Origin of the sequence: Flavobacterium tagetis, from assembly GCF_016735615.1 — a bacterium.
GTDB lineage: Bacteria > Bacteroidota > Bacteroidia > Flavobacteriales > Flavobacteriaceae > Flavobacterium > Flavobacterium tagetis.
Genome location: NZ_JAERSF010000001.1, coordinates 1 through 23,907, shown reverse-complemented (window position 1 = coordinate 23,907; position 23,907 = coordinate 1). Strand labels below are relative to the sequence as shown.

At 34.1% G+C, this 23,907-nt stretch carries 20 protein-coding genes; 4 read left to right on the top strand and 16 right to left on the bottom strand.

The window, feature by feature from the left end; all coding sequences use genetic code 11:
• Positions 1 to 2 precede the first annotated feature (2 nt).
• On the bottom strand, positions 3 to 1,262 hold the full coding sequence (locus JI750_RS00100; RefSeq protein WP_201998121.1) for a Y-family DNA polymerase: 1,260 nt from the start codon (positions 1,260 to 1,262) through the stop codon (positions 3 to 5).
• A gap of 97 nt (positions 1,263 to 1,359) precedes the next feature.
• Complete coding sequence (locus JI750_RS00095) at positions 1,360 to 1,815, bottom strand: LexA family protein (protein ID WP_369409994.1); 456 nt, start codon at positions 1,813 to 1,815, stop codon at positions 1,360 to 1,362.
• A gap of 90 nt (positions 1,816 to 1,905) precedes the next feature.
• Here JI750_RS00095 and JI750_RS00090 point away from each other — a divergent pair, with 90 nt between their 5' ends.
• Positions 1,906 to 2,679, top strand: coding sequence for an XRE family transcriptional regulator (locus JI750_RS00090; protein WP_201998120.1), 774 nt, complete (start codon positions 1,906 to 1,908; stop codon positions 2,677 to 2,679).
• 96 nt (positions 2,680 to 2,775) lie between these two features.
• On the opposite strand, the gene JI750_RS00085 is transcribed toward JI750_RS00090, so the two are convergent.
• From JI750_RS00085 to JI750_RS00040, 10 genes are all read right to left on the bottom strand, one after another.
• Entirely contained in the window at positions 2,776 to 3,537 is a 762-nt protein-coding gene (locus tag JI750_RS00085; RefSeq protein WP_201998118.1) for a phosphatase PAP2 family protein, read from the bottom strand.
• Between the two features lie 324 nt (positions 3,538 to 3,861).
• On the bottom strand, positions 3,862 to 5,577 hold the full coding sequence (locus tag JI750_RS00080) for an ATP-binding protein (protein ID WP_201998116.1): 1,716 nt from the start codon (positions 5,575 to 5,577) through the stop codon (positions 3,862 to 3,864).
• Between the two features lie 88 nt (positions 5,578 to 5,665).
• A complete protein-coding gene (locus tag JI750_RS00075; protein ID WP_201998114.1) occupies positions 5,666 to 6,787 on the bottom strand; it encodes a sensor protein KdpD in 1,122 nt (373 codons plus the stop codon).
• Between the two features lie 91 nt (positions 6,788 to 6,878).
• The gene (locus JI750_RS00070; RefSeq protein ID WP_201998112.1) at positions 6,879 to 7,958 is read right to left on the bottom strand and encodes a porin; all 1,080 of its coding nucleotides are present in this window, start codon (positions 7,956 to 7,958) and stop codon (positions 6,879 to 6,881) included.
• A 361-nt stretch (positions 7,959 to 8,319) separates the two neighbouring features.
• Positions 8,320 to 8,871, bottom strand: coding sequence for a K(+)-transporting ATPase subunit C (locus JI750_RS00065; protein WP_201998110.1), 552 nt, complete (start codon positions 8,869 to 8,871; stop codon positions 8,320 to 8,322).
• 102 nt (positions 8,872 to 8,973) lie between these two features.
• Positions 8,974 to 11,031, bottom strand: coding sequence for a potassium-transporting ATPase subunit KdpB (gene kdpB, locus JI750_RS00060; RefSeq protein ID WP_201998108.1), 2,058 nt, complete (start codon positions 11,029 to 11,031; stop codon positions 8,974 to 8,976).
• Between the two features lie 201 nt (positions 11,032 to 11,232).
• Positions 11,233 to 12,954: a potassium-transporting ATPase subunit KdpA gene (gene kdpA, locus JI750_RS00055; RefSeq protein WP_201998106.1), complete on the bottom strand. Its 1,722-nt coding sequence runs from the start codon at positions 12,952 to 12,954 to the stop codon at positions 11,233 to 11,235.
• A gap of 108 nt (positions 12,955 to 13,062) precedes the next feature.
• Positions 13,063 to 13,140, bottom strand: coding sequence for a K(+)-transporting ATPase subunit F (gene kdpF, locus JI750_RS00050; protein ID WP_201999725.1), 78 nt, complete (start codon positions 13,138 to 13,140; stop codon positions 13,063 to 13,065).
• 190 nt (positions 13,141 to 13,330) lie between these two features.
• On the bottom strand, positions 13,331 to 13,612 hold the full coding sequence (locus JI750_RS00045; protein ID WP_113677797.1) for a DUF7674 family protein: 282 nt from the start codon (positions 13,610 to 13,612) through the stop codon (positions 13,331 to 13,333).
• A 203-nt stretch (positions 13,613 to 13,815) separates the two neighbouring features.
• Complete coding sequence (locus tag JI750_RS00040) at positions 13,816 to 15,162, bottom strand: sigma-54-dependent transcriptional regulator (RefSeq protein ID WP_201998104.1); 1,347 nt, start codon at positions 15,160 to 15,162, stop codon at positions 13,816 to 13,818.
• A 166-nt stretch (positions 15,163 to 15,328) separates the two neighbouring features.
• On the opposite strand from JI750_RS00040, the gene JI750_RS00035 reads away from it, so the two are divergent.
• Complete coding sequence (locus JI750_RS00035; protein ID WP_201998102.1) at positions 15,329 to 16,543, top strand: polysaccharide deacetylase family protein; 1,215 nt, start codon at positions 15,329 to 15,331, stop codon at positions 16,541 to 16,543.
• Between the two features lie 176 nt (positions 16,544 to 16,719).
• Here the strand turns inward: JI750_RS00035 and JI750_RS00030 are convergent, their stop codons facing one another.
• The 4 genes from JI750_RS00030 to JI750_RS00015 form a co-directional block, all read right to left on the bottom strand.
• On the bottom strand, positions 16,720 to 20,256 hold the full coding sequence (locus tag JI750_RS00030; protein WP_236672942.1) for an ABC transporter permease/M1 family aminopeptidase: 3,537 nt from the start codon (positions 20,254 to 20,256) through the stop codon (positions 16,720 to 16,722).
• A gap of 4 nt (positions 20,257 to 20,260) precedes the next feature.
• Positions 20,261 to 21,145 carry an ABC transporter ATP-binding protein gene (locus JI750_RS00025; RefSeq protein WP_201998099.1) on the bottom strand — a complete coding sequence of 295 codons (885 nt, stop codon included), beginning with the start codon at positions 21,143 to 21,145 and terminating at the stop codon, positions 20,261 to 20,263.
• Between the two features lie 116 nt (positions 21,146 to 21,261).
• On the bottom strand, positions 21,262 to 21,468 hold the full coding sequence (locus tag JI750_RS00020; RefSeq protein ID WP_008466864.1) for a helix-turn-helix domain-containing protein: 207 nt from the start codon (positions 21,466 to 21,468) through the stop codon (positions 21,262 to 21,264).
• A 2-nt stretch (positions 21,469 to 21,470) separates the two neighbouring features.
• Positions 21,471 to 21,986, bottom strand: a complete 516-nt coding sequence (locus JI750_RS00015) for a DUF2975 domain-containing protein (RefSeq protein WP_201998098.1) — start codon at positions 21,984 to 21,986, stop codon at positions 21,471 to 21,473.
• Between the two features lie 174 nt (positions 21,987 to 22,160).
• Here JI750_RS00015 and JI750_RS00010 point away from each other — a divergent pair, with 174 nt between their 5' ends.
• The gene (locus tag JI750_RS00010) at positions 22,161 to 23,165 is read left to right on the top strand and encodes an LLM class flavin-dependent oxidoreductase (protein WP_201998097.1); all 1,005 of its coding nucleotides are present in this window, start codon (positions 22,161 to 22,163) and stop codon (positions 23,163 to 23,165) included.
• Positions 23,166 to 23,614: 449 nt separating this feature from the next.
• Positions 23,615 to 23,907, top strand: a 293-nt coding sequence (locus tag JI750_RS00005) for a hypothetical protein (RefSeq protein ID WP_201998096.1), incomplete at its 3' end; no start/stop codon positions are given.

Sequence of the window (23,907 nt, the reverse complement as noted above, 5' to 3'; positions counted from 1 at the left end):
AATTAAGCTTTAACTGTAATGACATCTTTAAGGAGAGTAGAGAACTTGGGAGATAATCTGTCTTGTTTCATTTTCCATTGTCGTCCCAAAGACTGTACTCCGAATTTAATTTTGTTATTGCCATAATTTCGGTTCATTTGATCAATCACACTCATCAAAGGTTGATGTTTAGGGTTCGAAGTGTTGAATAAATTCAGCTGTGTTTCGCTATTTGGTGTTAAACCCATTACAATTACACCTGCTTTTTTATAGCGATACCCTTTTTTAAAGATAGCTTTAAACCCTTTTTGAGCTGCTGCATTTAGTTCTATTGTAGAATTGGTAGGGAAATCTGTTGTGATTGTAATGCTTCTTGAATAATGAGATTCTTCGTTTTTTATAAAACTAGTTTGGATAAAGACTGTTACCATATTGCAATGACAGTTCTGTCTTCTTAGTTTTTCGGCACAAGAGGCTGTAAATGTGCTGATTCGCTCTGATATTTCTTCATAAGTAGTATACCTTTTTTCGAAAGATCTTGTTGTGGCAATCATTTTTCGGTCTGATGCTTCCTCTAATTCTAAAGTTGGTTTCCCTTCTAATTCGTGTTTTAATCTAAGCCCTACTACAGACATTTCTTTTCTTACCCAAGCATCAGGAAGCTGTGTAAATTCATAAGCTGTGTTAATTTTTTTTGCTTTAAGTCTTTTAGCATGTTTTCTCCCAATTCCCCAAACATCTTCAATTTTAGCCCATTTTAAGGCTTTGATTCTTTTTTCTTCAGAATCAATGCAATAAACATTCTGTGTGTGATCAGCAAATTTTCGAGCAATTTTATTCGCCATTTTGGCTAGCGCTTTGGTAGGCGCAAAACCTACACTTACGGGAATACCTGTTCCTTGTGTGACCTCTTTGCGCATTTTTAAGCCAAGTATATTCAGATCAAATAAATCGTAACCCGAAAACTTTAGAAAAGCTTCGTCAATACTGTAAATTTCAATTTCAGGCGTGTAAGTCCGAAGGAGATTCATTACCCGATTACTCATATCTCCATAAAGCGGATAATTTGAAGAATAAACAAAAATGTTCTTTTCCTTAAAAATAGATTCGTATTTAAAAGCAGGGATTGCCATTGGTATTCCTAAAGCTTTAGCTTCATCAGAACGCGAAATAACACAGCCGTCATTATTGGAGAGAATAACAATAGGTTTTCCTCTTAAATGTGGTTCAAATACTCTTTGGCAAGAAGCATAAAAATTATTACAATCGACTAAAGCAAACATTTCTAAATGTGTTTTTGTTCTATTTTGTCAGTCTGAGCGAAGTCGAAGACCATTTATGTTATAAAGTACTTCGACTTCGCTCAACGTGACATTAAATTCAAAAAGTTTTGATACTATGAGTTACAATTCCCCAGATTACAAAATTATTTTCAGGGGTTACTTTTATAGGTTTGTAATCTTCATTTTCGGCAATAAGCCAGATAATCTCTTTTTCTATTTTGATACGTTTTACAGTAAATTCCCCATCGATTTGACAAACAGCAATTTTATTATTCTGGGGTTCAAGGCTTTTATCAATAATCAATAAGTCACCGTCATTGATGCCTACATTTTTCATAGAATGTCCTTTTACTCTGGCAAAATAAGTAGTGTATTTATGTTTGATGAATTCTTTGTTGAGATCAATAGATAATTCAATAAAGTCATCAGCAGGTGAAGGAAAACCGGCGCTGATACCAACGTCAAAAAAAGGCAGCTTTACTTCCGAACTTATGTCTGGAAAGTATAGTTCAATTGATTTAGTGGTATTTATATTGTTTAATTTCGTAATCACTTCAAAAAATAATTCTTTGTACAAAGCAAAATTAGTACAGATTAGAACATTTTGTGTATATTTGCTGTTCCAAATTATAACAAATTTATTATGTCCTTATTTTCAGACAACATCAGAGCGTTAAGGGTTAAGCATAAAATATCACAGGAGAAATTAGCTGAAAACCTTAGCATTACCAGAGGAAGATACGTGAAATACGAAGACGGAACTTCGGAAGCACCGTATGATATTCTAAAGAAGATTGCATTATATTTTCATATGAGTATTGACTTAATACTATCTGTCGATATACGAAAAATTGATGTGCAAAATTTGATAAAATTAGAAGGAAATCGACTTATTTTACCAATTCAAGTGGATAGTTTTGGAGAAAATTTTATTGAAATTGTATCTCAAAAAGCAAAAGCCGGTTACCTCAACGGATATGCTGATCCTGAATATATTGAAAGTTTACAGCAGATTACACTTCCGTTTTTAGGACCTGGAAAACATCGTGGATTTCCCGTTGAAGGCGATTCAATGCCTCCACACGAAGACGGTTCAATTATTATTGGTCGCTATGTGGAAAAACTGGGAGATGTGATGGACGGCAAAACCTATATTTTGATTACTAAAAATGAAGGAATGGTTTACAAACGTCTCAATAAAAACAAAAAGAACGCTTTGGTTTTAGAATCAGACAACAGTTTTTATCCAAATTATGAAGTGAAAGCTTCTGATATTTTGGAGATTTGGGAATACGAATGCAATATCGGCCGTTCAGATAAAAAACAAGAAACGACGGAAACTGGTGCAATGAAAGATTTGCTTTTAGAATTGAAAAGAGAAGTTAGGGAGATTAAGAATAATACTTCGAATACATAACAAGGGTTTAGCCACGAAGGCGCTAAGACACAAACCTATTCATCAAAAAAAACTTGAAAAAAACTTTGTGTCTTAGCGCCTTCGTGGCTAAAAAATCTAAAAAACCTTCGCAAATCCCAAACCATATTGTTGTCCATTATAAAAAGGCATAATCATAGAAGTCGATTTGTTCTCAGAATCTGACTTGAATAACTTCTTTGTAATATACGGATTGATCCAATAAGCAATTTTGGTACTCAAAATTCCGATTCCCGCTCCAGCAGCAACATCAGTTAACCAATGACGATTATTGTAAATTCTAAATAATCCCGTTCCTGTAGCTACGGCATAACCTGCAATTCCGTACCAAATAGATTTGTCTTTGTATTCTTGGTATAGAAATTCGGCACCCATAAATGCAGTTGCAGTATGTCCGGAAGGGAAGGAGTTGTTCGAACTTCCATCTGGTCTTTCTACATGTGAAATCGATTTTAAACCTAAAACTGTTGTCGCCATAATCGCGTACGAAGTCACCAATATAACCGAACGATCGCGCATATTGTTTTTACCTTTTACGCCAAAAGCATTCAAAGCATAAACAGATACGGCAGGTGCATATTGAGAGAAATCATCAATTGTAACTTTCTCGTCAATATCTTCAGTTACTTCTTTTTTAATTTGAGAGTTGAAACTCAGAAGCTGATCACTTTCTAGACCAATAACACCATAACCAATTAAAACCGATGGAATGATTAATTGTTTGTAATTGAATTTTAAATGATTGGATGTACTGTCAATTTTTGCAATCGAATCATTTTGCTGCGCATTTGCAGAAAATAATCCGAATAGAAATACAAGGAAAATCGTTTTGCGGAACATTGTTTTTGTAGTTATATTTTACAATAGTAACGAATGTTCAACACTGGTATTTTGCACTTAATTGAACCTTAAGCGAACTTTAATTTATTGGTTTTAAATGATGTGGTTAAATTAAGATTGGCTTATTTTTTTATTATTCTGAGTGTCACCCTGAGCGAAGTTGAAGGGCTATACAGTATGAAAGGTTTTCGACTTCGCTCAGACTGACAAACGTAATAAAAGTGATGCAAATATTTTTTTTTTGCCACGAATTCACGAATTATTTTAAATCAAAATTAGTGAATCGCTTTGCCTGTTCGCTATTGCTCAAGTGTGGCAAAAAAACTAAACTTTCAACGAAAACCAAAATGTACTTCCCAATCCTAAATTACTCTCAACACCAACACTTCCGTTTTGTGCCTCGATAAATTCTTTACTTATCGCCAAACCTAATCCCGTGCCAGATTTCTGACTTCCTGGAACCTGAAAATATTTATCGAAAACTCTGTCTTTGTATCGTGTATCAATTCCTTTTCCAGTATCAATTACCTGAAAAACCATTTGATTATTTTCTTCTTTCAATTTAATGAGAATCGTACTTTTTTCAGATGAATATCTAATAGCATTAGATAAATAATTAATTAAAACCCAGCCTGTTTTTTCGGCATCGGCTTTTACGCTTTTGAGATTCTCATCGGCATCAACAACTAACTGAATTTGTTTTTGATCGGCTTGAACTTTAACAGCTTCTGCGGCATATTTCACAATTTCGTGCGGATTACTTTTTCCAATATTCAACTGAATGTTTCCAGTTTCCAATTGAGATAAATTCAGTAATTCGCCTGTAATTTTCAACAATCGCTGACTATCATCTTTTATACTTTCAACCAATTGTTTCTGATCGTCGTTCATGTCACCCGTTTTTCCATTTTCAAGCAATTGAAGACTTAGTTTTATAGAAGCAATCGGCGTTTTTAATTCGTGAGAAACGGTGGCAATAAAATTGGTTTTAGCAAAATCCAGTTCTTTAAAAAGGGTAATATTTCGCAGAATAATCACATCACCAATATTAATTTCTTTTTCTTCGCCAGTTGGTGTTATGGTGATGTTGTGAATTTCTTTTTCGAAATAACTTTCTTTTCCGTGAGCAAAAATTTTGAGAGGCTGTTTTTTCGGAGTTTCACTTTCTTTCAGAATCAAAGAACGAATCAAATCATTAGAAACGGCTAATTCAGAGGTAGGTTTTCCAATAATATCTTCCGATTTCAGGCCGATAATTTTCAGTGCTTCATCATTCACAAACAAAACAATCCCTTCGTTGTCCAGACCAATAATCGGGTCGTTCATATTATTGATCAGAGTTTCCAGTCGTTTCTTTTCAAAAAGGAGTTTATAAACATTGCTGTCATGATATTCTTCAAGCTTTTGCGCCATAGTATTGAACGATTTTGCCAAATCTCCAAATTCGCTATGGCTAGTAAAATGAACACGCTCTGAATAATTTTTATTGGCAATTTCTTTAATACTTAGCGTTAATTCTTTAATCGGATTGGCAATATTATTCGGAAGATTAACCAATAAATTAAAAGCAATCAGAAAGCATAAACTTCCCACAATGGCAATCGACAAATTAGCCGTTTCGGCCGAATGTTTAGCAATGTCGCTTTTCTGTTTTATGGCATCTAGATTCAGTTTCATAATCGCAAAAATATCCTGACGAATCTGTGTTTTTACAGTTTCGTCGGAGTTGTTTGTGTCTAAAAGGGCAAAACTGGCTTTAAGCTTTTCTGTAGCTTGTTTTTCGCCTGGCTCTGTAATATTTTGAGTCTGTTTTTCGAGATTTTCCTCAAAACTCCGAATCGTTTCTGTTGACCCTGATTTCATTCCGTCTAAAGCAAAAATCATATTTCTGGAATATTCCAGCGTATTGTAATTGGACTTTAAAATATTTTCGGTATCCTGCTTAATCAGAAAAACCGAATAAGCACTCACTAATGAGAGAATGATGATCATTAAAAATAACAATCCAACACCCAGATTCAATTTGGTTTTAATTCTCATATTTTATTTTTTGTGTAAAATGTTGTTTGTAAGATGTAAAACGTAAAATGTAAAAGAAAATCACATTTTACAAAAAACATCTCACATTTTACGAGAGTATTACAAGATCAACATTTGATAATGACAATTTGTTCAGCAAACGTCTGAAAATTGTTGTAGACAAAATTACTTTAAACAAATTAAAATGTGGTTTTCCGATGCACACTGTTGTAATTTGTTTTTCTTCTACCGTTGTCAAAATAGCATTTGTAATATTTGAGTTTTCCAGTTTAATAACCTCAGCACCCAATTGCACTGCGAGTTTAAAGTTATTAATTAAATGCCTTTGTTTGTCTAGTGCAATTCTATTGCTGCTTTCTTTTGGCGTTTCGACATACAAAACATACCACGATCCATTATAATAACTGGCTAATCTGGCTGCTTTTCTAATAATGATTTTAGCAGTTTTCTCATTACTGCTAATGCAAGCTAACAATTTTTCATGCCGTAAAGCGTGTAAATTAGGAACTTCGCTTTCTACTTTTCGCACCACCTGACTTGCGACTTCTTTCAAAGCCAATTCACGCAATTGCAGAATTTGCTCCGATTTAAAAAAGTTTGCTAAAGCAGTCGGAATTTTATCTGCCGTATAAATTTTTCCTTCTTTTAGTCGCGCAATTAAATCTTCTGAAGTCAAATCGATATTTACAACCTCATCAGCCAATCGTAAAACATTATCAGGAATACGCTCCTGAACATCAATATTCGTAATTCGTTTTACATCTTCATTTAAACTCTCAATATGCTGAATATTAACTGCCGAAATCACATTAATTCCTGCATCGAGAATTTCCAAAACATCCTGCCAGCGCTTTTCGTTTTTGCTTCCTTCAACATTTGTATGCGCCAATTCATCAACAATAACCACTTCTGGTCTAAGGTTGATGATCGCCTGAACATCGAGTTCTTCGAGCTCTTTTCCTTTATAAAAAATAGTCCGCCTCGGAATAATCGGAAGACCAGCTAATAGTTCATGCGTTTCCTTCCGCATATGCGTTTCGATGTAGCCAATTTTTACATCGATTCCGTTTTTCAATAACGAATGTGCTTCCTGAAGCATACGAAAAGTTTTCCCCACGCCGGCACTCATCCCAATGTAGATTTTAAATTTTCCTTTCCGTGATTTCTGAATCAAATCCAGAAAATGCTGTGCATTGTTTTCGTTTTCCATGTTTTATAAGGTAAGATGTTATCTGTAAAATGTAAAATGTCTTGCGTAATCTTTAGTACATCTTACATTTTACAAAAAACATTTCACTATGCTAGAAGCTAATTGCCAAAGAAGTCGTTACAAACGTATTCGTATCCGTTGGAAGATTGTCTTTATTTGTAAAGATTTCATCCTTGCTTGATAGATTTCTGGCTTCAATTCTAAACATAACATTGTCAGTAACTAAGTAATCAAAGTTAGCTGAAAATCCGTAAGTTTTAAATCCGTTTGGAGTTTCAGTTGAGATTATCACGCCTTTCTCGTCGCTATAATATTCTCCTCTTGTTGCCAGCTGAATTCTATCAGTTGGTTTGTATTGCAGAATCAAAACAGGCGAAAACCAAGTGTCGTATTTATTGCTTCCTTTTGCCGATTGCTGAGAACCAATATCAAATCCAGTTGTCAGATTCACTTTTTCAGCTAATTTAAATTGTCCATAAAAGTTATTGAAGTAACGCCACTTTTTATCAATATCAGGCTGTTCGTTTCCAACATAAGTACTCCAATTCAAAACAACCCGATCAGATGGTTTGTACGTAACTTGTGTTCCAAAAGCAGGCGTTTGATTTCCATCGATTTTCTGAATTCTCTGCCAGCCATTCAAATACATGGCTGCTAAATACCATTTTCCAGAATCAGAAGTATAACCAATTTTCACTCCTGCTTCATAATAAGGCGAATTCTCGGCCAAAATGCTTCGGGTTAAAGTTTGACAGTCTTTTCCAATCGCACTTTCAAAACCAATATGCGAAGGCATAATTCCTGCATCAACCCATAAATTATGGTTTTTCGAAATCTTTATACCAACATTCGCCTCGTAAACATTTTTCAACAAACCTTGCTCGGCAGACATATTATATTCGGCATAAGTTCCCGCCATTAAGGCAAAATTCCCTCGAATATTTTCTTTCGAATAATTCACTTTCGCCATTCCTAAATTCAGGTTTACCTCGTTGCTTTTATTGTAACTGTAAAAAAAGTTTGGCCGAGTATGATTTTCCGGTTTCCCGAAATCATAACTGTAATAAGCGTCAACATATCCTGAAAATGTGAATGGACTTTTAGATTCTTCTTGTGCTTGTAAATTGCTGTAACCAAAAGCGATTAAAGCAGTAAGTATTATTTTTTTCATTTTTGTGGTATTCTATTATTTATTAGTAGATTTTTTTAGGAGCTAATCCCGCTATCCGTTCCAATCTTTTGTGCCGAACCCCGGCACAAAAGGATTTCCACTACTATCGGGGCTAGGGCATTTGGGGTAAAAAGGCGTTTTCGTTTCCTGCAAGGTTTCTAAAACCTTGTAGGTATTTATTTTTAAAGATTAGTTTTTATCGTTTAGTTTGTCATTTCGACGAAGGAGAAATCACACTAGAAACTCCGCACAGTTAATCGCCAATCTTTGTCGAATTACGAGTGTGATTTCTCCTTACGTCGAAATGACAAGAATGCGCATAGAAAAACTTAGAATCTCAGTATCTTAGAACTTTAACATCTTAGCGAAGCGCATCCAAAGCCACATTCAATTCCAAAACATTAACCGTTTCAGGACCAACAACAGCAGTATTAATTTTAGATTCAACCAAAGCTTTTACTTTCGTTTCAGCTAAATGTCGCTCTTTAGCAATTCGTTTTACCTGAATCAAAGCACCTTGTGGAGAAATATTTGGATCTAGACCACTTCCTGAAGCCGTAATCATATCAGCAGGAATTTCAGATTTTTTCAAATAAGGATGAACTAATAAAAGTGTATCAATTCTTTTTTGAACCAAAGCCAAATATTCAGCATTGCTTGGACCTTTGTTACTTCCTGCACTTCCCGCCGCGTTATAATCAACAGCCGAAGGTCTTCCCCAGAAATAATTCGACTTATCGAATTTCTGACCAATTTTTTGGTAACCAACCACTTTTCCGTTAACCGAAATCGTTTCTCCTTTTCCTTGATTTGGAGCAATTTGTGCGATTCCATAAATCGCAAGAGGATAAATAACTGCGAACAAGATTAAAGTAACCGCAGTAAGTTTTATTATAGAAAATAGATTTTTCATTTTTTTTGTATTGTAAAATGTTAGATGTAAAAAGTGATTTGTAAATTGTTAAAAGTAAAATGTAGATTTTTCATCATTTCACATTTTACAAATCACATTTCACTACATAAATAGAGTTACGATCAAATCAATTACTTTGATTCCAATAAAAGGAACAATCAATCCGCCAAGACCATAAATCAAAAGGTTTCTTTTAAGGATTGCACTTGCTCCAATTGGTCGGTAATCAACACCTTTCAGCGCAAGCGGAATCAAGATCGGAATGATAATCGCATTGAAAATCACAGCCGATAAAATCGCACTTTCAGGACTGTGCAGATGCATAATATTTAAACCTTGAAGTGCTGGAATTGCAGTAATAAACAACGCAGGGACGATAGCAAAATATTTAGCAACGTCATTGGCGATTGAGAAAGTCGTCAACGTTCCTCGAGTCATTAAAAGCTGTTTTCCAATTTCTACAATTTCAATTAGTTTCGTTGGGTCATTATCAAGATCGACCATATTTCCAGCTTCTTTAGCTGCTTGCGTTCCACTATTCATGGCAACACCAACATTGGCTTGAGCAAGGGCAGGAGCGTCGTTTGTTCCGTCACCCATCATGGCAACTAGGCGTCCTTCGGCTTGCTCTTTTCGGATATAATTCATTTTATCTTCTGGTTTTGCTTCAGCAATAAAATCATCTACACCAGCTTTCTCAGCAATAAACTTAGCTGTCAGGGGATTATCTCCTGTAACCATAACTGTTTTAATTCCCATTCGGCGCAAGCGCTCAAAACGTTCTTTCATTCCGGTTTTAATAATATCCTGGAGTTCAATAACACCCTGAATTTCATTGTTTTTGATTACAACTAATGGTGTTCCTCCATTAGAAGAAATAGAAATTACTTGTTGTGCTGTATCTTCAGGGAAAGAATTTCCGGCTTGTTGCGCAATGTTTTTTGCTGCGTCTTGAGCACCTTTTCGAATATTAGTTCCGTCTTTCAATACGATTCCAGAAGTTCTAGTTTCAGCAGTAAATTTTATAGTGTGTGAAATATCAGAAGTAGTTTTTAAGAAACTTGCTTTTGTTTCACTTTTCACATCGATCATTTCACTTAGCTCCAAAATACTTTTTCCTTCAGGAGTATCATCGGCAAGTGAACTTAAAACAGCCGATTTCACAAAATCATCAAAAGAAATTCCTTTTGTTGGATAAAAATTGGTTGCTTTTCGGTTTCCAATTGTAATCGTTCCGGTTTTATCCAAAAGCAGTACATCAATATCTCCGGCAGTTTCAACCGCTTTACCAGATTTTGTAATTACGTTAGCACGTAAAGCTCTATCCATTCCTGCAATACCAATCGCAGAAAGTAAACCTCCAATTGTAGTTGGAATCAAACAAACGAACAAAGCAATGAAAGCCGCGATCGTGATGGGTGCGTTAGCATAGTCGGCAAACGGTTTTAGCGTAACGCACACAATCACGAAGATTAAAGTAAATGCGGCTAACAGAATTGTCAAAGCAATTTCATTTGGCGTTTTCTGGCGGCTTGCACCTTCAACCAAAGCAATCATTTTATCCAAAAAGCTTTCGCCAGGCTCAGAAGTTACTTTTACTTTAATTTTATCAGACAGCACTTTTGTTCCTCCTGTAACCGAAGATTTATCTCCACCAGCTTCGCGAATTACAGGAGCACTTTCTCCTGTAATGGCGCTTTCGTCAATTGTTGCTAGACCTTCAATAATTTCTCCGTCAGCAGCAATTAAATCACCCGCTTCACAAATGAAAATATCGTCTTTTTTTAATGTTGAAGAACTTACATTTTTGATTTCTCCATTTGGCAAAATCTGTCTGGCAGGAGTTTCTTCACGGGTTTTTCTTAAACTGTCGGCTTGTGCTTTTCCGCGTGCTTCAGCAATGGCTTCAGCGAAATTGGCAAATAAAAGTGTTGCCAGTAATATTAGGAAAACAATCAAATTATAGATAAAACTTCCCTGATCGTTTGCGCCCATTAAGATCGAAATGCAAACGGCAAACATAATAGCAGTTCCGATTTCTACGGTAAACATTACCGGATTTTTTATCATCATTTTCGGATTCAGCTTCACAAAAGATTGCAATAAAGCTTCTTTTACCTGCTTACTTTCAAACAATGATGTGGATTTATTATTAGTCATTTCTTTATATTTTTAGTTGACTTTTTTTCTAAACACATAGAAACATAGATTTTTATTTTGAGGAAAAGGCGTTTCACTTGCATTAATACACATAGATAGCTATGTGTTAGAAACTAGTTTCTTTTTATTCATCTCTTTTAGAAAAGAAAAAATCTATGTTTCTATGTGTTTAAAATAATTTAAGCATTGAAAAATGAGTTATTATTTTAGTGTAAAGTATTCTGCTAATGGACCTAAAGCCAAGGCTGGAAAGAAAGATAAAGCAGCGATAATTGCGATTACGGCAAAAGTCATGATTCCAAAAATTGATGTATCAGTCTTTAAAGTTCCTGCACTCTCCGGAATGTATTTTTTACCTGCTAGTAAGCCTGCAATTGCTAATGGACCAATAATCGGAATGAAACGGCTTAGAAGTAATACAATTCCTGTAGTGATATTCCAAAACGGATTATTATCTCCCAATCCTTCAAAACCAGAACCATTGTTGGCAGCGCTTGACGTGTATTCGTATAACATTTCTGAGAATCCGTGATTTCCTGGATTATTTAACCAGCCTGTGGCATTTCCGCTGAACCAGTATCCCATCGCAGTATCATTTGCAGCAAAATAAGAAGCCAAAGCTGTTCCTGCTAAAATCAATAAAGGATGAAGAATGGCAATAAAAGCGGCAATTTTAACTTCTCGCGCTTCGATTTTCTTACCTAAAAATTCTGGAGTTCGACCAACCATTAATCCGGAGATAAATACAGCCAGAATAATGAAAATGTAGTAGTTCAAAATACCAACACCGCATCCGCCATAAAAGGCATTGACCATCATAGATAATAATTGCATAGCGCCAGAAACTGGCATTGCGCTATCGTGCATACTATTTACAGATCCTGTAGAAATCACTGTTGTAGCAATACTCCAGAAACCTGAAATAGCTGGTCCGAACCGAACTTCTTTGCCTTCCATAGCTCCCGTTGTCTGTGCAATTCCCATTTTTGCAATAGCGGGATTTCCGTTGATTTCGCTTGAGATTGTCGGAATTACAAGAAGTAAAAATCCAACGGTCATAACACCAAAAATGATGTAAGCGAATTTTCGTTTATTAAGGAAGAATCCAAGTGCAAAAATCATCGCAAAGGGAACAATCATTTGTGCCCAAAGTTCAACGGCATTAGTAAAATAAGTAGGATTTTCTAAAGGATGAGCAGAGTTAGCTCCGAAGAATCCACCGCCGTTTGTACCTATATGTTTAATGGCAATAAAAGCAGCAGCTGGTCCGCGAGAAACCTCAACCTGATCACCTTGCAAAGTTGTAATAGCGTCTTTTCCTTCAAAAGTCATTGGAGTTCCGCTGAAAACTAGAACTATAGCGACGATTGCTGAAAGCGGTAATAAAATGCGAGTACAGCTTTTTACGAAATAATTATAGAAATTCCCCAGTTTATCTGTAGTTCTTTCTTTCATTGCAGTAAAAACCATTGCAGCAGCAGCGATTCCGACACCAGCCGAAACGAATTGCAAAAACATCAATATCATTTGCGATAGATACGAAACCCCACTTTCGCCAGAATAATGCTGTAAGTTACAGTTAACAACAAATGAAATAGTGGTGTTAAATGCCAAATCAGGCGACATCGATGGATTATTATCTGGATTTAGTGGTAAAGAACCCTGAAAAAGCAGAACAAAAAAGCAAAGAAAAAACCAAACCATATTGATGCTTAAAAGTGCTTTTAAGTGCTGTTTCCAGTTCATTTCTTCAGCTGGATTGATACCGCTGATTTTAAAAATAAATTTTTCAAGCGGATTGAAAATTGGGTCAAGAAGTGTTTTATTTCCCAAGAAAACTTTAGCAATATATTTCCCTACCGGAATAGCTAAAATAATGGTAAGGATAAAAATACCTATGACGCCTAATAATTCTGTGTTCATAATATTGTGAGTTGTTGATTGTAAAAAGTGAAATGTGAAGTTGTGAAAAGTGAGATGTGATTTAAAATGAAAGACATCTAACATTTCACTTTTGACATTTCACAATTATTAAAATTTTTCGGGTTTGATTAATACATAAATCAAATACAGGAAAACGGCGATTGAAACAATAAATAGTGCAGTCATGATTTAGATTTTTTCAAAGAATTCAACTGACAGAAAACAAATCGCAAACAGTAAAACTGCTAAAGCGAGAAGGAGGATTGTGACCATGATTATTTTAGAATTTAGATTTGTAAAATGTAAAATGTGAGAAGTCAAATGTTGTATGTGAAAAATGATAAGTACATCTTACTTTTCACATACAACATTGACATTAGACTCCCGAAGCATTAACCTGTTTGATATATTCTGCTTTAAGTGTCTGTGGAAAAAGATGAGAAATATTGCAGTGACGCATTTCCATAAAAGATGAAACTGAAAAAACGTACACGTTAGAAATGGCATTTTTGGTTTCGATGCTTCCGCTTATAAATAACCGTTCGGCAAGGGCTAAGCATTTTTTAGCACGAACGATATTTCCAGAAATAATAGATTTTTTGGTTATCTCAGCAAACCGTTCGGCTTGTTTGTAGATTGAGGTTACTTGATTTTTCATTTGGAATGAATTTTTAATGTTCTTCCTCTTTATGCCAAAAGATGTTCCGAAAAAGTCAAGTTGAGTTTAAAGTGTTGTAAATAAAAGGAATGTAGTTTTGTGCCAAAAATTAGGCATAAAAAAAGCCTATCAAAATGATAAGCTTTTATTGAAATGATAGGTTTGTTCTGATTCTTGGATGGTTTTATGAAAACCTTGCAGGACTACAGCTGAATATTGTATTCTTCCAACTTTCTATACAAAGTCGCGATCCCAATTTCCAATAATCTCGCGGTTTCAGCCTTATTTCCTTTCGTGTAATTTAAAACCTTTTGAATATGGAGTTTCTCAACACTTTGCATGGAGAAAGCAGACATTGGTTTCGAATTATTTTCAGCTTGATGCTGCATTTCATAAGGAAGAACATCTGAAGTCAAAATATCTCCATTGCTCAAAATAACCGATCTCTCGATGACGTTTTTAAGTTCACGGATATTCCCAGGCCAGGAATAATTCTCTAATTTCTGTAAAAAGTCATCCGCAATTTGTAGTGCTTTTTTATTCGTTTTTTCTGAAAATTGCTTCACGTAATAATTAGCCAAAAGCGGAATATCTTTAATTCTTTCTCGCAAAGAAGGCAATTTAATTTCGAAAATATTCAAACGGAAATACAAATCAGAACGGAAACGATGTTCATCACTTTCTGTTTTTAAATCACGATTTGTAGCAGCAATTAATCTGAAATTTGATTTTTTTGGAGTCGTGTCTCCAACGGGAATATATTCGGAAGTTTCTAAAACACGCAATAATTTTGCTTGAAGATCAATTGGCATTTCACCAATTTCATCCAGAAACAAAGTTCCGTCATTTGCTTCTTCAATAAAACCTTTTTTATCTTTTACAGCTCCTGTAAATGCGCCTTGTTTATGACCGAAAAGTTCGCTTTCTAAAATTTCTTTTGTAAAAGTACTGCAGTTCAAAGCCACAAAAGATTTTCCTGCACGATTGCTGTTTTCATGAATCGCCTGTGCAAAAACTTCTTTTCCGGTTCCGGTTTCTCCCATAAGTAAAACAGTCGAATCGGTTTTGGCTACTTTTTGTGCAAGATCAATGACTTGTTCTATTCCTTTCGATTTTCCAATAATGGTATTGAAAGAATATTTATCATTAATGCGTTTTTCTAACTGTTGAACTTTTTTCTGCAAATGTACTTTTTCGACCGCTTTATAGAGAAGCGGAATAATTTTATCGTTATCGTCGCCTTTTACAATATAATCGAAAGCACCATTTTTCATTGCCTGAACTCCATCGGGAATATTTCCAAAAGCAGTTAGCAGAATTACTTCTGTTAGAGGAAAACTGTTTTTTATGTTTTGAAGAAACTCAACACCGTTTCCGTCAGGAAGTTTTACATCGCACAAAACGACATCAATTTCGGTTTGTTCCAATTTTTTAAAACCAGATTTTAAATCTTTGGCTTCAAAAACTTCAAATCCTTCCGATTTTATAATTCGCGCGAGCAGATTTCTTAGTTTTTCTTCGTCGTCTATAATTAAAATTTTGTGTGTCATTTGCAGATAAGCTAAAACCGAATAGGTGTTTTAATGTACAAATTTAGGTTTAAAATTTGTTCTCTTTTTTCATTCAGAACAAATTATTTTTAAGGACAGAATCAGTTTTAAAATATTTTTTCAAAAAGAAATGTACTTTTAGATCGTAAAAGAACCACTAAAATTTATGTCAAAACGAATTCTACTTATAATAGTTGCCGTAATCTTCGGAAGCTTTAATAGTTTTTCTAAAGGAATTATTCAAAAAGATTCTTCAAAACCGAAAACTATTTCATTCAAAATAAAACTGAAATCGGCTGATAAGGTAAAAATTGCCGTTTCTCCTTTAAAATACAACAAACATTTAGCGTATAGTTTTACGCTTGACGATGGCTACAGATCGGCTTATTTAACTGCGTTTCCATTATTGAATGGAGGAAAAATCAGTAATTCATCCATTAACGAATGGAAAATCGATCAAGGCGGAGATGGAACAGTTTCAGAAGGACTTTTTTATTCGGACGGAATGGGAAATAAAATTCCGTTTAAATTGGCATTAGCAATCAATGGAGGTTCAATACGTGATTTGCCAGAAAATCGCGGACATCTTTCGTGGAAAGAAGTAAAAGAAATGTACAATGCTGGCTGGGATATTTTAAACCATAGTTTTCATCATGCCACAAAACACGGAACAAACTACAAAACAGAAGTAACCGAAAATACAACTTCAATACAGCAAAATCTAGATTTTAAAATGTCTCATTTTGTAGTTCCTGGTGGAGAAGGTGATGAAAAATATTATTTGGAATACGAAAAAGAAGCACTTAATAACGGACATTTTTCTGTAGCGTCTTATTATGGTGTCGGTCCAGTTTTTAAAGTTGATTCAAAAGTAGATTTAGATAAAATGATTTCTGCCCGAACATTTGTTCAAAGTTCAAAAGACACAACAAGTTTTAAAACGATGGATAAATATTTAAAAACGATAGACTCTATTGTAAAACAAAAAGATCCTGTTTGGTTTAACGAATTCACGCACGGAACTGGAAATACAAATTTGTGGAATCTAAGTATGCGTTTTCCTGAATTCAAATATTATATGACTACGCTTGCCAATAAATACGGTTTAAAAGGGAATGACTCAATCTGGATGGCGCCGTGGCAGGAAGTTTATGAATATATTTGGTTAAGAGACAGAATTAAAGTCGATTTTCAGCAGAAAAATAAAGAAGTAGCTGTAACAATTCATCTTCCAGAAATTCCAGAAAGTTTTAGAAATCGCGATATTTCATTAAATGTAGAAACGTCATCAAAATTTGAAATCGAATCGAATAAAGATTTGAAAATAAAAGATGATGGAAAAATAACGCACAAACAGATTTTCATTCAATTGAAAAAATAAATCTGATAAAAAAATAAACACATAGAAACATAGTTTTTCGTTTGTCTAAAAAGGAAGTTGAAAGAAACTTGTTTCTAACACATAGAAAGCTATGTGAATTAATGCAAGTGAAACGCCTTTTAGCGATAAAAAAATCTATGATTCTATGTGTTTAAAAATATACGCAACGAAAAAACTTAATCAATCTCTTTCTCGTTATCCTTTATAAAAGTGTCAATATTCATTAAAAGAGGATCAATCATAATTCGTTGAGGTTTGTTTTTGATTTTAATTTTCCCTTCAACTATATTGTTTTTGATTGGAAATGTATAACGAAATAACTTTCCGTTTTCATCATAAATCCCAATATCGATTGTTTTATCATTGTCAATTTGCTTCCGAACTCCTGTAGCATTTTCAATATATTTTTTAGAATTAGCGTTAAAAGAAACTTCATAAAGATTATTCTTTTTTACGCTTTCAACTTTAGAAATTTTAGAAGAATAAGTAATGATTTTTTTAAACATTTCATCCAGTTTTGGATAGAGTTTAGAATCTGTAACCAAATAAATCTCTTTCAATAAATCTTCAGAATCTGGAATTGGATTAGGATATTTATAATGGCTTAAGAAATTATGCAATGCCAGATTCACTTTTTCTTCCCCAATTAAAACTTTTAATTGATGCATGACCAGTATTCCTTTATCATAAGGTAAATGTGGGGTTTCGTAATTTGTTTTATACAAAGGCGTTTCAGGATCATAACTTCGACTACTTAAATACAAATCCAAATGAATTTTTAAAGTTTCGAGCGCTTTTTCCAAACCATGTTCTTTTTCATACAACATCAGTTCCGTGTATTGCGCCAAAGTTTCAGTCAAAATCCAACTTCCTTCTTTTTGTTCAGGACTGATTTGTGAATTACCCCACCATTCGTGCGACAATTCATGAGCCGTCAACTGATTGATGATATCTTCTTTATCGCGATTATTCAAGTTGCTGTAAAATCCAAAATTCTCTTTCATAAAAACCGTCGACGGATATGAAGTCGCCGCAAATCCATCAGCGAAAGCAGAAACTTCGGCATAACGAATGGTTTTGTATGGATATTTTCCAAAATTGTTTTGGCAATAATCTAACGTATTTTTTACATCTTGAATCAGTTTCACAACATTTCTTGAATGTCTTTTATCATAAAAAACTTCAATAGAAATATCTTTGTAATTCGTTTTTTGGATTTCATAATCGGCAGAAGAAAAAGCAAATCGAAACGGAATCTTTCCATTTGATTTATAATGAAAATAATTGCGATTGTCTTTGGTCCAATTCCCAACTAAATCTCCAACACCAATTGCCGTTTGATTTTTAGAAGTCGAAACCACAACATCATAATCAATAAAATCATTTGTTGTTTTCGATTTGTCTTCAAGCTTTTTAAGTGGTATTTGCGGTTTTAAATGTCTTTTTGCCCGTTCTTTTTCACTGCTGATTTCGTTAGAATCTTGATAACCAAAAGTTGGAAAATAACGGCTTATTCGCATAAACGAACCATTTTCAATAATCGAATTAAACGCAGTATGACCTTCAAACGGCGACCAAGTTGAGGTAAAAGAAAAACTCATTTTTATTTTCTGATGAGGTTCTAAAGGTTTTTCCAAACGATACCAATAATGCTGAAATTTAGAAACATCATCTAGATTTTTCGCATTTTCAATTTCAACAGAAGTCAGTTCCGAATTTCGATCTATATATAGGAGTAAACTATCAATAGGTTTTTCAGTATTATTCACCAATTCATAAGCGCCTTTTACATTATAACGATTTTCTTCTGGGAACAAATCGACATTACTTTTTACAGAAACTATCGTTGGCTGTAAAAGATTTGTATATTTTTTAAATTGCTTTTCGTACTGTTCCCTCCAATTGTTAACGTCATCTTTGGTCAAATACGGATATTCAATATTTGTTTTATAAAAAAGATAACTTCCAAAACCGATGAAAAGAATACTTCCAAAAGCAAAAGTTGTTTTTTGAATAGTATTAAATGAATTTCTACGAATAGTTTTTAGAATAGTAGAATTTCGTTTCCATAAAATTCCAGTCAATGTGAGCAACATCAAAGCAAGACCTAAATTGTAGAGCATTGAAATATGAAACGGAAAAGTATAACTTCCGAAACCATTCAAATCAAAATATTCTCTTTTAAAAGAATCTCCGAATCGAAATAATGGATGCGAAATTCCTAATTGTTCTCCAATTCCAGTACAAAATAAGAGAACAATAAAGGCAGAAATTCCCAATCCTAAATATTTGTTTTTAATGAAAGTCTGAATGGCGATTATCAAAATCGAAATCAAAAACAATGGAAATCCGATATAGTAAAACATCGAAAAGTAAAGTCCAGCTTCAATCGGTGCATTTGCATGTATGATTTGAAAAACAATTCCAATCAAAATGCTAATTCCTATTAAGATTATCGGAATCATAAAAAGTGCTGTCAATTTCGAAATCAAAACAACAAACTGAGAATAAGGAGCAGTATTTTCAAGCATTTCAAACATCGAATTTTCGCTTCGATTCAATAATTCACTACTATAAAAAAGAGTAACCAGAATTAATATGAAGGGCAAACGATCCATAATTGTAGAAATCATCAAAGCTGTATCGGTAATTTTTTCTGCCAATCTAATTCCTCCGTCAATTTCATCTGAAATCTCAATCATTAATAATCCCGAAAACAGAAGAACAATCAGTAAAAATGGAATTCCTTTTAAAACCAAATAAATATCCATTTTCAAATTGCTTTTAAAAACAGCCCAATTATGTTTTGAGGTTTTAAATTGCTGTTTCGTAATTACAGTAGAAAACATTTGTATCTCTTTTTTACTGATTTTAACTGATTTTATCTTTTTAGTTTTTGTTTTTCGAAATGAAAATAATTTATACGAAACAAAAATTAGAAGGAAAGAAATGCAAATCCAAAAGATTCGATTCAATAAAAAATTGCCTGAAAGAGAAACCAATTGGGTGTTTTTTTCAATTGATGTCCAATATCTCGTTTGTTCTAAAAATGCTGCTAAACCAAACGGATCTATTTTTGCTGCTAAAGACATCGCTTTCGCGGAAGACGGAGAAGCATTTGCAAATAAAGGCGAATTAGAAAAAATCGAACCCGCTATATATAATATGTAAATGAATAAGCCGCCAACATAAACAAAAAGTTTACTTCGCGTGAGCCAAGCCATCGTTGCCAGAATCGAAAGGCATAAAAATATGTTGGGAACAACGATAACAAGAAAAGGCCAGATGTAATTGATAATTTCAAAAGGTCCAATTTCACTTTTAGGAATCCACGACATTTGATGTCCGACAATCATTCCGATTATAAACATTCCAAAAGAAGAAATAGCAATTACAAAAGCTGTAATAAATTTGCTTCCCAAAAAATAAAACTTAGAAATAGGAGTAGAGAAGATTATTGAATCAAATTTGGTTTCGTATTCTTTTAAAAAATGCTGTGCAACTTGAAGTGTGGTGGAGAAAATTGTCATTAACGATATCAAGCCAATCGCGTAAGTCAGTACAAATGGACTATTTTTATAAGCACCCGAGAACGAAAAGTTCGCAAAAGCACTCACAAAAAAGCCGAGAATCAGATAAATAATAAAGGTGGCATAAAATGTCCAGTTTCTGGTATTGTTATGCCATTCAAATTGAATTAATTTAGAAAGCATAACGTTATTTTTTAAGTTGATTTTGAGATAATATATTAAAGTAAACATCGCTCAAATCTGGAGAAGTCAATTCAAAACCAGAATCTGGCTGTTGTTCAGAAAAAACATGAATATTGATTTTTCCTGAATTCAGATGAGAGGAAATAATATTAAAGTGTTCTTGATGATTTTTGAGTTCGTTTTTATGAATCGCTTTTGTCCAGATTTTTCCTTTCAAAGAATCAACCGCTTCATTTGGGTTTCCTTCCAAAATCAATTTTCCGTTAGAAATAATTGCCATTTTAGTGCATAAATCGCGAACATCTTCTACAATATGCGTTGATAGAACTACAATAATGCTTTCGCCAATTTCACTCAATAGATTATTGAAGCGGTTTCTTTCCTCGGGATCAAGTCCTGCAGTTGGTTCATCGACAATAATAATCTTCGGATTTCCCAACAAAGCTTGAGCAATTCCAAAGCGCTGACGCATGCCACCCGAAAACGAATGAACCGCTTTGTCTTTGTGTTGTAATAAATTAGTTTGTTGCAGCAGATACAAAATTTGATCGTGACGTTCTTTTTTATTGACAATTCCTTTCAAAATTGCCAAATGATCCAATAAACGATAAGCAGAAATTTTTGGATAAACGCCAAATTCCTGTGGAAGATATCCCAGATTCTCTCTAATAAACATTGGGTTTTCGAGAATATTTATTCCGTTAAACTCGATAACTCCAGAAGTAGGTTCCTGCAAAGCAGCAATAGTTCGCATTAAAGTTGATTTTCCTGCACCATTTGGTCCAAGCAGGCCAAACATTCCGTTAGAAATTTCAAGCGATAAATGGTCAATCGCCTGCGTGCCGTTCTCATACGTTTTGCTGAGATTTTTGATAGATAAACTGTTCATTTTTTGATTGATTTTGATGATTATATAAATGATGATTTGAAATTTTTAGGCAATAGAATACCAGTCGGCCTCAAAAAGCCGATTTTTAGATTCAGAAAATTTGATTTAAAAGAAAGCTACTCGCTTACATATTCTAAAATATCACCAGGTTGGCAGTCTAGTATTTTGCAAATAGCTTCAAGAGTATCAAATCGAATACCTTTTGCTTTTCCAGTTTTTAGAATCGATAAATTAGCAGGCGTTATATCTAATTTCTCTGCCAATTCTTTACTCTGCATCTTGCGTTTGGCAAGCATTACATCAACATTTACAATTATTGGCATAGCTATATAAATAAATCTTGTTCGTTTTGAAGGTTTAAACCTTGTTTAAAAATGGCAGCTAAAAAATAAGCAAAAGCGCCAAGCATTCCGTGCAATATGATAAAAAGCGCCACTTCATTATCTAAAGGAACGAAGAAGAATGCAAAAAATATCACGATACTCGGAATGAATAAATTGGATATATAAAAACGTTTTAAGTGTACAACTCCATTTTGAGTAAACAATTTTGGCTGAAAGAAGACCTTAAAGACATTACTGCTCAGTAAAAAGAAAAGTCCATAAAGACTCAGCGGAGCCAGAAAATCAAAAAGAATATATGGCAGGTTGTAATCACCCAACATTAAAGGATGTGTAGTGAACGGATAACAAACCTGAAAATACTTTCCGCTATCTTTAAATGTTAGAAATAATCCTGTTACTAAAGTAAAAACCGAATAAGCAGCCAAGAAAAAATAAACAACAGCTAAGAATCGTGTGAAATAAAATAATATTCTCGAAACAATATGAGTAGTCTTCATACAATAAAAAGTTAAATTGATATTGCAAATGTATAATTAATTATCGTAAAACAATAATTAATTATTAAAAAATAGACAATTTGGATGATTTGAGAATATTATAATTCTATTAACATTAGAAAACAAAAGGCATTCGCATAAATGAGTTAATTTTGCATTTTAGCCTTAATTTATATGAAAAAACCAATTTCAGTCTCAATATTAGAGCTTGCGATTATCACCCAAGATAGCAACGCAACAGAAACATTCCAAAAAACAAAAGACATAGCGCAATTAGCCGATAAACTAGGATACAAGAGAATCTGGTTGGCAGAACACCATAATATGGCACACGTTGCAAGTACTGCAACTGTGGTTTTAATTGGTTATGTGGCAAGTCAAACCGAAAATATCCGTGTAGGTTCTGGTGGAATTATGCTTCCTAATCATTCGCCTTTAGTGGTTGCCGAACAATTCGGGACTTTAGAGACACTTTATCCAAACCGAATCGATTTAGGTTTAGGAAGAGCACCAGGAACAGATCAGCCAACTGCCGAAGCGATTCGAAAAGATTTTTTTGAGCAAGCACAGCGATTTCCGCAAAACGTAAGCAAGCTTCAAGAATATTTTTCTTCTGAAAACGCCACAGGAAAAGTGCGTGCATTTCCGGCCGAGGGGCTAAATGTGCCAATTTGGATTTTAGGATCAAGTATGGATAGTGCGGCTCTAGCGGCTGCTTATGGATTGCCTTATGCTTTTGCAGGACACTTTGCGCCAAAACTAATGATTCAGGCATTCGAATTTTATAGAGAAAATTTTCAGCCATCAGAGTATTTAGATCAGCCAAAAACAATGGCTTGTGTAAATATCATTGCGGCAGATACCAATGAAGAAGCAGAATTGCTATCGACAAGTTTGTATCAAATGTTTCTAAATCTAATTAGAAATGATCGTAAAGGATTGCAACCACCAGTTCCATCGCTAGATGATATCATGAATGAAGCAGAACGTTTCCATGTAAATCAAATGACAGCGGGAACCTTTACAGGAAACAAAGAACAGTTAGTAACCGATTTGAGAAAGTTTATTGACTATATCCGAATCGATGAGATAATGGTGACAAGTCCAATCTTCGATCACCAAGCAAAGCTAAAAAGCATTCAAATTACAAAAGAAGTAATAGATGCTTTGAATGAGTAATACATATAATGTATAGTTTTTAAATTATACTATATATAAGAGTAAGTCTCGATTACAACCCGACAGGTTTTAAAAACCTGTCGGGTTTATTTTTTGTATACATATATAAGGAGAAAACTTCGGCTGTCAGTCAGAGCACAGCGAAGCCTTTTTATCGGCAGTTTTGAAATTTGGAATTTAAAATATTGGAATTTTGCGTTTAATTAGTAGCCTGATCCCGCTATCCGCTTCAATCTTTTTGTGCCGAACCCCGGCACAAAAAGGATTTCCGCTTCTATCGGGGCTATGGGAGCTGTTTCCAGGAGAAGTTTTATCTTCAAAAAGGGCATCAAAGTTTGAAAACTCCTCAAAACAGGAAGGATAAAACGTGGCAAAACTAAGAAAACTGCATCGTAATTCAGAAAAAACCCACAGCGGATGAAAAAACTTTAAAATGTAAACCTGCCGTTATGAGACAGTTAGGAAATAACTTGAAAAAAGATTTAAAAAAGCCGGTCAAAAGTATTGCAGAAGCGGAAAAAGGTTCTACTTTTGCACCCGCAACAGCGAAAAACGCTCTTAGACATTCCGGCAGCTTTATGATAATTGAGGGAAGAAATTCTCAGAAAAAAAAGATTCGAAAAAGCTTGCGGGAAAAGAAAAAGCTTTTTACATTTGCACCCCGCAAAACACGGAAAGTTCCTTGGCAGACTGGTAAGAAAAACGAAAAGATGAGGCGAAAAAAAAGCTTCAAAAATTTTTT